The sequence below is a fragment of the Permianibacter aggregans genome (assembly GCF_009756665.1).
In the GTDB taxonomy this organism is placed as follows: domain Bacteria; phylum Pseudomonadota; class Gammaproteobacteria; order Enterobacterales; family Permianibacteraceae; genus Permianibacter; species Permianibacter aggregans.
In genome coordinates this window covers 3,625,695-3,636,632 of record NZ_CP037953.1, presented here as the reverse complement: position 1 = coordinate 3,636,632, position 10,938 = coordinate 3,625,695, and the positions used below count along the sequence as shown (strand labels likewise).

Here is a 10,938-nt window from a genome sequence, read left to right as displayed (position 1 = left end):
ACTGTGGCAAAATCGACCAGGCAAGTGAAGCACAAAAACGTAAACATTCCTAACAGGGTACCGTGTGGAATGTCGTGCGCTCAAGGCAGAGCACGGCGGCCCACTTTAGCGTGACTCGGCCGGGCGTAGCCTAGATTTTCGATAAACAGACGGAGTATTGCGACCAGCTCAGGGCCACTCGAACTTATAGCCAAGGCCGTAAATGGAGTGAATCCATTCATCATCCTTGCGCGCCGCATCACGCAGCTTTTTGCGCAGATTCTTGATATGTGAATCAACAGTGCGATCGGTAACCACACGGCTGTCATCGTGGACATGATCCAGCAATTGTGAACGGGAAAACACCTTGCCGGCATGGCTGACCAGATGGTGCAACAAACGAAATTCCACTGGCGTCAGGTTCAGCATTTTGCCGTCCAGTCTGGCCATGAAACGCTCGGTATCCAACTGCAACCGTTCGTTGCTGCCGGTTTTACCAAAGCCTGGCTCCATGCGCCGGCATATCGCTTTGACGCGCGCCACCAGTTCGCGCGGACTGAATGGTTTGCACAAGTAATCGTCAGCCCCCAACTCCAAACCGAGCAGACGATCCACCTCTTCAACGCGCGCCGTGACCATGATGATCGGCACTGCCGAGAATTGCCGAACCTCTTTGCAAATGCTCAAACCATCAAGCCCAGGCAGCATCAAGTCGAGCACCAACAGGTCCGGTTGCAGATGCTTGAATTGCGCCAGCGCCTGATCACCACGATGACAAAGGCTGACCCGAAGACCGGCCTGCTTCAGGTAGTCACTGACCAGCGAGGCCAGCTCGATTTCATCTTCCACGAGCAGCACATGACGAGTGTTGTCATTCATGATTGAACTCCGCTTTCAGTGGCAGCCGCAGGCACACCTGCAAACCTCCTAGCGATGAACGGGCGGCCTCGACACTGCCGCGATGGGCCTGCACCAGCGCTTTGACAACGGCGAGTCCTAGACCAGAACCGCCACTGTCACGCGAACGCGATTTCTCGACACGGAAAAAGCGTTCGAACAATTGCGTGATATCCGCTTCGGCAACACCCGGCTCGGAGTCCTCGATACACCAGAGCAATTGCGAACCCTCGCTGCGCAGTCGAATCGTGATGCGACCATTCGGATCGGTGTAACGAATGCTGTTGCTGATTAAATTGTCGATCACCTGACGAAAGCGTTGCTGGTCGGCATCAATCATCAGCGAATCCGGCGCGTCAATGTTCAATTCCAGATCGCGTCGCTTCATTTCCGCCTCGTATTCGCGAACCACCGTCTGCGTCAGCGCCACGGCATCGACATCGCGATACTGTAACTTCAGGCCGCCAGCATCAGCCAACGCCATCTGATGTAAATCATCGACCAGATGGGTCAAACGTAAAGCACTGCGGTGCAGCGCTTCCAGCGAACTGTCATCCATCGCGACCACACCATCCTGCATCGCTTCAATGCGCGATCGCAGCAATGACAATGGCGTGCGTAGTTCGTGAGAAATATCGGCCATGGCGTTGCGACGGAATTGCTCGTTACGCGCCAGTGTCTCGGCCAGTTGATCAATGTCAGTGGCCAATTGCCCCAGCTCATCACTGCGCTGAATTTGACTGCGCGACAGGTAATCTCCTTCGCGTAAATGGGCAACGGTGCTGGCCAATTGGTGAATCGGTTTAGTCAGGTTGCGGGCCAACCAATAAGCGATAAGAAAACTGATGATTAACGCCGCGCTGCTGGTGAGCAGCAGCATTTCAAAATGGGCTTGCTGAAAGCGCTGTTCCAGCTCGTCACGAACGCCAGGCGGCTCGGCCAACAACAAATAACCAACCGTTCGCTCATCAATGGTGATCGGCTGTTCAAGCAGACTGGCTTCACGCGGCAAGATGACGCCCACCAAGCGTTGGCGATCCTGATCGACGAGCTGTAAACGCGGCATCAGGTGATGCACATCCTGCCGGCGCTTGGCGATTTGATGGCGCAGCTTGTGTCGTAATTGCTTCAGCTCTTCCGGCGAACCCGCCTGTTCCGGCAACAGGTTGCGATGCTCAAGCACAGAATTGAGCACGAAGCGGTGCCAGCTTTCCGGCGAACGCGGCAGAAATTGCCAATTGCCTTGCGCAGCATAACGATCGGCCAAATCATCGGCGAGCGTTTGCAGATTGGCCAGCTCCCGACGATGAATATGCTCGGTCAATTCCTTGTTGAAGCTATAACGAACCACCGACGCAATGGTCAGCACCAGCAGCACACTGAACACCGAAAACAGCACAATCAGGCGCTGGGTCAAATTCAATTTCATACGCTTGGCTACCTGCTTCATCGCCTACCTGCCATCAGGCCGGCACTATAGCTCAGACCATGACCACTGCGCGAAGCACAACGGTAAACAGCCGTTTCATGACCGGCATGAAACGGCTGAGCATGCAGACCGCGTTCGAGATGGAGCTTCGACCGCATTACTGGTCTTCTTTCTTGTCGCCTTTCCGCTTGTGCTCGGGTTTCGCGAACAACTCACCATTGCGCGACGTGCAGGTGCCGGTGACGCTATCGCCACGCGGATTGGTGAAAGCGACAATATCGCCCTCGACTTTGCCGGCACAGGCGTCTTTCATCGCCTGCTTATGCTCCAAATGCCGGGTCGGTACGGCCACCAACGTCGCCGGTCGCAGCATGCAGGTCGCCTCAATGCTTTCACCGTTGCGAGCGGTCAGCGTCACGTTGTCACCATCGCTTTTGCCTTCGCAGGCCTCCAGCATCTTTTGATGATGCTCGTGCGCGCGCTTGCCTTCATGGTGATGGTCACCACCGGCGAACGCCGGGCTGGCAATCATGGCCGACAGCGTCGTCACTGCCAGCATATGCGTAATTGATTTCATCGCTTTCTCCTTTACTCACCAGATCGTTTGCAGACACTGTCGGGGTTCATCGACATGGCCATTTAAGACCGGGAATTCGCAGTGGCGATGAAGCAAATGTGAAAACACTGTGAAGCCGGGGTGCCTCGGTTATCATGTGAGAATCTCAAGCGGCATCGCCATTTCCACGTCCAACATCATGAATCGACGTCAATTCAACCTAGCGCTACTAGCCGGAGCCGCTGTTGCTGTGGGTGGCGCCGTTTGGGTTCACCTGCCTGCCAGCGATCAGGAGCTGTCATTGGCCGCGATAAGCCGCGAATTACGGTCACTGCCACTGGCCAATCTGGACAGTAATGGAGCCTGGTCCATCAGCGAAATTTTTCAGCATCTGGCGCAAAGCATCGAGTATTCATTGACCGGCTACCCGCAGGCGAAATCGGCGCTATTCCAAACCGTAGTTGGTACACCGGCTTTCTATGTATTTTCCCGGAAAAAAGCCATGCGCCATCCGCTGGATGAGCCGATTCCCGGTGCGCCGCTGTTGCAGCAACAGATTGCACCGGAACTCGCTCTTCAGCGCTTGCTGACGGCAATCGAACAATTTCAGCAGCATCAAGGCAGATTGGCGCCGCACTTTGCCTATGGCGAATTGAGTGCCAGCCAATATGCATTGGCTCATGCCATGCACATCCGCCAGCACTTGACCGAATTTTCCGTGAATGGGACACAGATTTATGGCTGAGTCCACGCATCAAAGCAGTTATTGGGAAGACCAAAGTTTTTTGCAGAGTGACGTGCTGATTATTGGCGCCGGCATCGTTGGGCTGTCGACTGCTGCAGAGTTACTGGAGCGAAAGCCCGACTTGCGCGTAACGATTGTCGAGCGCGGCCTGCTGCCCAGCGGTGCCAGCACCCGTAACGCTGGTTTCGCCTGCTTTGGCAGCCTCAGCGAAATCCTCGCCGACATCGACGCCTTCGGCGAAGACATCGCCTTGGCGACCTTGCAGGCCAGAGTCACCGGACTCAAACGTCTGCAGCAACGCGTACCGGAAACCGCCATGGACTATCAACAGCATGGTGGTTACGAGTTACTGAGTGCAGCACAGATGCCGCTGCTTGCACAGCTTGATCGAATCAACCAGTTGTTGATGCCGATTTTTCAGGCGCCGGTATTTCGTCGTGTAGAGGCAAAAATCAATGAATTCGGTTTTGCCGATAATCGCGTCAACGCTCTGCTGTTCAATCCGTTCGAAGCACAGCTACATAGCGGCATGCTGATGCGCTGGTTGCTGAAACACGTGCAAAGTCTGGGCGCGCTGGTACTGACCGGCGCCGAAGTGCAACGCTTTCGCGCTGAACAGGATGGTGTGCATGTTGAGCTATCGAGCCAAGACCGAAACTGGACATTACGCAGCGAACAACTGGCGCTATGCACCAATGCCTTTGCCCGTGCGTTGCTGCCGGAATTGTCAGTAACACCGGGTCGCGGCCAGGTGCTGATTACCGAACCTATTGCCGATTTGCGCTGGCAGGGCACCTTTCACGCCGAAGAAGGTTATTACTATTTTCGCAATATCGATCAACGCATTCTGCTCGGAGGTGCCCGTCACCAGGATTTCGCTGGCGAAACCACGACCGAGTTTGGCGACAATCCGATTGTCAGTCAGGCGCTCGACACGTTTTTGCATCAGGTGATTAGCCCGAACAAGCAATTGAGAATCGCCCAGCGCTGGTCCGGCATCATGGCCTTTGGCGAAACGAAAAAACCGATTGTCAAACGTCATGACGAACGCACGGTGATTGGCGTGCGCATGGGCGGCATGGGTGTCGCCATTGGTTCTTCGGTCGCCGTGCAATTGGCCGACTTACTGCTCGCTTAATCGCTAGACCAACTGGCCGCCAATTCACGCTTGGCGGCCGGCTTCAATTTCTTGATGGCTATTTCCAACTTCAATGCCGCCGAACGGGAATCACAACGGCAACAGCCCAGCAGTTTTTTCGGAGGCCGCGAACGAGTGTAGCGCGCTCCTTTGCCGGCCGCATGCACAGCCATTCGCCGCTCGACGTTGTCGGTAATGCCACAATAGACACTGTTGTCCTGGCATTCCAACAAGTATACAAACCAATTGCTCATGAACACCCAAACCCACTACCACCATCCCGGAGCATAGCGGGATGGCTGGAGATGGTAAATGGGTTACTGCGCGGAGATCAGTTCAGCACCAGGCAGTCGGAGCCTGTCCAATCTTCCGTTCACGAATATCAAACACCCAATTGTTTGATGATCGATTTCGCCGCCTGCCTACCCTCCGCTACGGCGTTCACGACCAAGTCAGCGCCGCGCACCATATCGCCGCCGGCATAGATGCCGGTGACGCTGGATTGGAATGGCGAACTGCCACCAACAACCACTAACTCTTTGTCGTTTAGCGTTACGCCCAGTTTTTTTAGCCAATCGGGCGGAGAGGCGCGGTAGCCAAATGCGATGACGACGGCATCAGCAGCCAGTACTTCCTCAATGCCGGTTTCGGTGTTTTTAACGCGCACACCCGTGATGCCATTGGCGGCGGATTCAATAGCCAGTGGCTGGCGTTGCCAGACGAAGTTGACGCCCTCCTCTTTCGCGTTGGACACCTCGCGGCGTGAGCCGGGCATGCTGGCTTCGTCGCGACGATAAACACATGACACTTCGGTGGCGCCCTGGCGTACGGCGGTGCGCACGCAGTCCATCGCGGTGTCGCCACCGCCGAGTACGATCACGCGTTTATCTTTCAAATCGATAAACGGGTAATCGCCGGCTGGCATCTCGTGCAGGTGACGGATATTTCCGATCAGAAAATCGAGCGCGGCATAGACGCCTTTGGCTTCCTCGCCGGGAAAACCGCCGAAGACCGGTTTGTAAGTGCCTAAGCCTAAAAACACCGCATCAAATTCTTTCTGCAGTTTTTCAAAGCTGACGTCTTTGCCGACTTCGCAATTGAGCACGAACTCAATGCCCATGCTTTCAAAAATTTCGCGACGCTGGCGCATCACGCGCTTTTCCAGTTTGAATTCCGGAATACCAAAGGTCAGCAAGCCGCCGATTTCATCATAACGGTCATAGACCACGGCTTTTACGCCGTAGCGCGCCAGTACATCGGCACAGGAAAGGCCCGCTGGGCCGGCGCCGACAATCGCGACGCGTTTACCAGTATCGACGACGTGCGACAGGTTTGGTCGCCAGCCTTGCGCGAAAGCGTTATCGACAATCCATTTTTCCATCGAGCCGATGGTGACGGCACCGAAGCCAGTGTTCAGTGTGCAGGCACCTTCGCAAAGCCGATCTTGCGGGCAAACGCGACCGCAGACTTCCGGCAAGGAATTGGTTTCGTGACAGAGTTCAGCGGCTTCAAACAATTTGCCTTTGGCGGCTAGATTCAACCAGCCAGGAATGTCGTTATGGACCGGGCATTTCCAACTGCAATACGGATTGCCGCAGGAAATACAGCGTTCAGATTGGCTGACGGCCTCTTCTTGCACAAACGCGCGATAGATTTCCTTGAAACCATGCTGGCGTTCGTTCTTTGGCAGCTTGTCCGGATCTTTTCTGCCTTGTTCCAGAAAGTGTAATACGTTGGTGGTCATGCAACCCCCTCAACAGAAATGGTGTTTTGCGTGATCGGCAGCAGGCTGTGCAGCGCAAATTGACGCGGTTTGACGACCTTGAATTGCCGCACTCTGGCGCTGAATTCGCGAACGATGGTTTCCGCGACGCGGCTGCCGGTGTAGTGGGCGTGCGCTTCGATCAGTTTTTTCAGGTATTGGGCAAACTCGGGGGTGTGCACTTCGGCGAGCGGCACGACTTCAACGAGCTCTGCATTAACGCGTTGATCAAAGTTGCCTTCGTCATCCTGCACGAACGCGATACCACCGCTCATGCCAGCAGCGAAGTTACGGCCGGTTTTGCCAAGCACGACGACAACGCCGCCGGTCATGTATTCGCAGCCGTGATCGCCGCAGCCTTCGACCACCGCCAACGCACCGGAGTTACGCACCGCGAAACGCTCGCCAGCACGACCGCGCGCATACAGCTCGCCACCGGTGGCGCCGTATAAACAAGTGTTGCCGAGAATTGGTGTGCGCTCTGGCAAGAAACGAATGTGCTCGGCCGGGTGAATGATGATGCGCCCGCCAGCCATGCCTTTGCCGACGTAATCGTTGGCGTCGCCAATCAGCGTCAGCTCGACACCGGGCGCGTTCCAGACACCAAAGCTCTGACCGGCAACACCGCGGAATTGCAATTGCACATGCACCGGTGGCGCTTCGCTGCCAAATTTCCGTGCCAGCGCACCGGCCAGCGCCGCACCGACGCTGCGATCGCGATTGCGAATGCGATAGGCACGGGTGATCACTTGCGGCTTGTCGGTATGCGGCATGACATCGCGGACGATTTGCTCGTTCAAATCGGCTTGCTTTGGTGCATCCTTACGCGTTTGCGAGCTGCGCACGGCGACTGGCATCGTTGCCAGCAACGGACGCAAATCGAGCCGGCGTTGTTTGCTGGTGTTGCCTTCCTGCAATTGCAGCAAATCGACGCGGCCACGCAGTTCTTTTAGCGAGGCAACGCCCAGTGCCGCCAACTGCTCGCGGGTTTCCCGAGCAATGAATCTGAAGAAATTCATGACTTTGTCGGCGGTGCCGACGAAGTGTTTTTCGCGCAGTGTGATGTTTTGCGTGGCGACACCGGTGGCGCAATTATTCAAATGGCAAATGCGCAGGTATTTGCAGCCCATCGCCACCATCGGGCCGGTGCCGAAACCAAAACTGTCGGCCCCCAAGATAGCGGCTTTGATGACGTCGACACCGGTTTTAAAACCGCCATCGACTTGCACGATTACCCGATCACGCAAACCGTTGGCGACCAATGCTTGTTGCACTTCGACCAGTCCCAATTCCCACGGGCCACCGGCGTATTTCACCGAGGTAAGTGGCGAGGCGCCGGTGCCGCCATCGTAACCGGATATGGTGATCAAATCGGCACCGCATTTGACGACACCACAGGCAATGGTGCCGATGCCGGCTTCCGCAACGAGCTTCACTGACACGAGCGCGTTCGGGTTGATGGATTTCAAATCGTGAATCAGCTGCGCCAGATCTTCGATGGAATAAATATCGTGATGCGGCGGCGGCGAAATCAGCGTAACGCCCGGTGTCGCGTGACGCAGTTTGGCGATTTCAACACTGACTTTATGACCCGGCAATTGACCACCCTCGCCCGGCTTGGCGCCTTGCGCAATTTTGATTTGCAGCACTTCGGCGCTCATCAAATAACTGGGCGTGACACCAAAACGACCGGAAGCGATCTGTTTGATTTTACTGACCCGTTCGTTACCGTAACGAGCCGGATCTTCGCCGCCTTCGCCGGAGTTGGAGCGACCACCCAAACGGTTCATGGCAATGGCTAAGGTTTCATGCGCTTCTGGCGACAGGGCTCCAATGGACATGCCGGCGGAGTCGAAATTTTTCAGGATTTCTTGCTCGCCTTGCGTACTCTTCAAAGCGATGGCTTTACCCGGCTTTAGTTGCAGGTGGTCGCGAATCATCGAAATCGGGCGTTCATTGACCAATGCCGCATAACGCTTGTAGGTGTCGTAATCACCAGAACTGACCGCTGCTTGCAAGGTTTGCACGACGTCCGGGTTCCAGGCGTGATATTCGCCACCGTGCTGATACTTCAACAAACCGCCGTGCAGAATGTTTTCACGATCATCCCAGGCGTGTTGATGCAGGCGCAGAATGTCTTCCTGCAATTCGGGCCAGCAGGCGCCTTGAATGCGGCAGGCGACATTCGGGAAGCAGCGCTCAACCACGTCTTTATGTAAACCGATGGCTTCGAAGATCTGGCCGCCGCGATAACTCTGAATGGTGCTGATACCCATTTTGCTGAGGATTTTCAGCAGGCCTTTTTCAATGCCTTTGCGGTAATTGGCCAAAGCTTTTGGCAGGTCTTCGTCGTTGGCGAGCAAATCGGCGATTAACTCGTACGCCAACCACGGATAAACGGCGGTGGCGCCGCAACCAATCAGCACGGCGAAATGATGTGGGTCGCGGGCGCTGGCGGTCTCCACCAAAAGGTTCACATCGCAACGCAAACCGGTGTTGACCAGACGCTGATGTATGGCGCCGCAGGCGAGTAGCGCCGGCACCGGGTAAGTATTGTGCGAGATTTCGCGATCGGACAGCACCAACATGACGCCACCGTGTTGCACGGCGTTTTCGGCAAGCTTAACGAGGCGCGCAACGGCATCGTCGAGTGATTCATCGAGATCCGCTGATAACGGCAACGTAACGGTACGGGTGCGTTCGGCAACGCGTTCTTTCAATACTTTCAACACACCGTGTGACAGCACCGGCGACTGCAGAATGTAGCGCTGGGCTTCGCCGGTGGCTTCCTGGAATACGTTGTGTTCGGAACCGAGACGTGTGGTCAGCGACATCACCGAACTTTCGCGCAAGGGATCAATCGGTGGATTGGTGACTTGCGCGAATTGCTGACGGAAATAATCGTAAATTGAGCGGGGCAACGCCGACAACACCGCCAGCGGTGTGTCGTCGCCCATCGAGCCAACGGCTTCCTGCCCCTGCTCGGCCAGCACAGCCAATACCTGATCGCGCTCTTCACGCGATACACCAAACAATTTTTGCAGCCGTTTGAAATGCAGCGGATCGTCGCGATGCGAGGTGATACGCAAATCTTCGTCGTCGGCCTCGATGACATGACAATGCTGTTCCAGCCAATGCCGGTATGGATGCTGTTCTTTCAGCATCAAATCAATGGCGTTCGAGCGCCACAGCTCGCCGGTGCCGGTATCGAGCGCCAGCATTTCGCCGGGACCGACGCGGCCTTTCTCGACGACATCGGCCGGGCTGTAATCCCAGACGCCAACTTCCGAGGAAAGCGTCAGCCAGCCATTGGCGGTGATGATGTAACGCGCTGGCCGCAAACCATTGCGATCGAGCGTGCAAGCAACATGACGACCGGTAGTCATCACCACACCGGCCGGGCCATCCCAGGGTTCCATATGGCCGGCGTTGAATTCGTAGAACGCGCGCAGGTCGGCGTCCATGTCGTCACGCTTTTCCCAAGCAGGTGGCAGCAGCAAGCGCAGGCCACGGAAAATATCCATGCCGCCAGCGAGACAGACTTCCAGCATGTTATCGAGCGACATCGAATCCGAGCCGCCCTCGCTGACAAACGGCGCCGCTTGCTGCAGATCCGGTAGCAGTGGCGTGATGTATTTCGGGCCACGCGCTCGCGACCAGGCACGGTTCGAGGAGATGGTGTTGATTTCGCCGTTATGCGCCAAAAAGCGGAACGGTTGTGCGAGCGGCCAACGCGGTGAGGTGTTGGTCGAGAAGCGTTGGTGGAACAGGCAAATCGCTGTCGTCAAACGTGGATCGGTCAAATCCGGATAGAACTGCGGCAAATCGACCGGCATCGCCAGCGCTTTGTAAACGATGACCAAGCAGGAAAGCGTGCAGACATAAAAGCCATCGATATCGGCCAACATTTTTTCGCTGCGGCGACGTGCCATGAATAGGCGCCGTTCCATATCGTGCTTGCCCCAGCCAGCAGGGCAATTGACCAGTACTTGTTCGATACGCGGCAAACTGGCGCGCGCAATCGGACCAAGTACATCGGGCTGGGTGGGCACTTCGCGCCAACCGGCGACAGTCAGCAATTCCTGTTTCAGTTGTTTGGCGAGCGTGTCGCGGCATTGCGCGGCTTCTTTTTCATCGCGCGGCAGAAACACCATGCCGACGGCGAAACGCGGCGTTAAATGCAGTTGCGCTTGCGCCGCCCAGATCCGGAAAAAAGGCTCCGGCAATTGCATCAGCACGCCGCAACCATCGCCGGTGCGGCCGTCGGCGCCGATGGCGCCACGATGCGAAAGATTGGCGAGCGCTTCCAGTGACGTGCTCAGCAATTCATGACTGGCCCGGCCCTGCATGTCAGCAATCAGGCCAAAGCCGCAATTATCCCGTTCATCTTTTGGGTCGTACAAATGCATGACCGATCCTCTCCAGCGGACTT

8 protein-coding genes are annotated in these 10,938 nt (G+C 56.1%); 2 read left to right on the top strand and 6 right to left on the bottom strand.

Translation table 11 applies throughout. The features are described from left to right. Positions 1 to 168 precede the first annotated feature (168 nt). The 3 genes from E2H98_RS16410 to E2H98_RS16400 form a co-directional block, all read right to left on the bottom strand. A complete protein-coding gene (locus E2H98_RS16410) occupies positions 169 to 861 on the bottom strand; it encodes a response regulator (protein WP_244927346.1) in 693 nt (230 codons plus the stop codon). After that, positions 851 to 2,305, bottom strand: a complete 1,455-nt coding sequence (locus tag E2H98_RS16405; RefSeq protein ID WP_162848217.1) for an ATP-binding protein — start codon at positions 2,303 to 2,305, stop codon at positions 851 to 853. Before E2H98_RS16405 ends, E2H98_RS16410 begins: the two co-directional genes overlap by 11 nt. A 157-nt stretch (positions 2,306 to 2,462) precedes the next feature. Then, positions 2,463 to 2,882, bottom strand: coding sequence for a hypothetical protein (locus E2H98_RS16400; RefSeq protein WP_133593178.1), 420 nt, complete (start codon positions 2,880 to 2,882; stop codon positions 2,463 to 2,465). A 178-nt stretch (positions 2,883 to 3,060) separates the two neighbouring features. On the opposite strand from E2H98_RS16400, the gene E2H98_RS16395 reads away from it, so the two are divergent. Both E2H98_RS16395 and E2H98_RS16390 read left to right on the top strand, forming a co-directional pair. Then, entirely contained in the window at positions 3,061 to 3,606 is a 546-nt protein-coding gene (locus E2H98_RS16395; RefSeq protein ID WP_133593180.1) for a DUF1569 domain-containing protein, read from the top strand. Then, positions 3,599 to 4,744 (top strand): NAD(P)/FAD-dependent oxidoreductase, encoded by a 1,146-nt coding sequence (locus tag E2H98_RS16390; protein WP_133593181.1) that lies wholly within the window; start codon positions 3,599 to 3,601, stop codon positions 4,742 to 4,744. Before E2H98_RS16395 ends, E2H98_RS16390 begins: the two co-directional genes overlap by 8 nt. On the opposite strand, the gene E2H98_RS16385 is transcribed toward E2H98_RS16390, so the two are convergent. The 3 genes from E2H98_RS16385 to gltB all read right to left on the bottom strand — a co-directional run bounded on the left by E2H98_RS16385 (position 4,741) and on the right by gltB (position 10,915). Further along, on the bottom strand, positions 4,741 to 4,998 hold the full coding sequence (locus E2H98_RS16385; RefSeq protein ID WP_133593183.1) for a GIY-YIG nuclease family protein: 258 nt from the start codon (positions 4,996 to 4,998) through the stop codon (positions 4,741 to 4,743). The two genes, E2H98_RS16390 and E2H98_RS16385, sit on opposite strands and share 4 nt — an antisense overlap. A gap of 128 nt (positions 4,999 to 5,126) precedes the next feature. Continuing rightward, positions 5,127 to 6,488 carry an FAD-dependent oxidoreductase gene (locus E2H98_RS16380; RefSeq protein ID WP_133593185.1) on the bottom strand — a complete coding sequence of 454 codons (1,362 nt, stop codon included), beginning with the start codon at positions 6,486 to 6,488 and terminating at the stop codon, positions 5,127 to 5,129. Continuing rightward, positions 6,485 to 10,915 carry a glutamate synthase large subunit gene (gene gltB, locus E2H98_RS16375; RefSeq protein WP_133593187.1) on the bottom strand — a complete coding sequence of 1,477 codons (4,431 nt, stop codon included), beginning with the start codon at positions 10,913 to 10,915 and terminating at the stop codon, positions 6,485 to 6,487. The genes E2H98_RS16380 and gltB overlap by 4 nt, the downstream gene beginning before the upstream one ends. Positions 10,916 to 10,938: the final 23 nt, after the last annotated feature.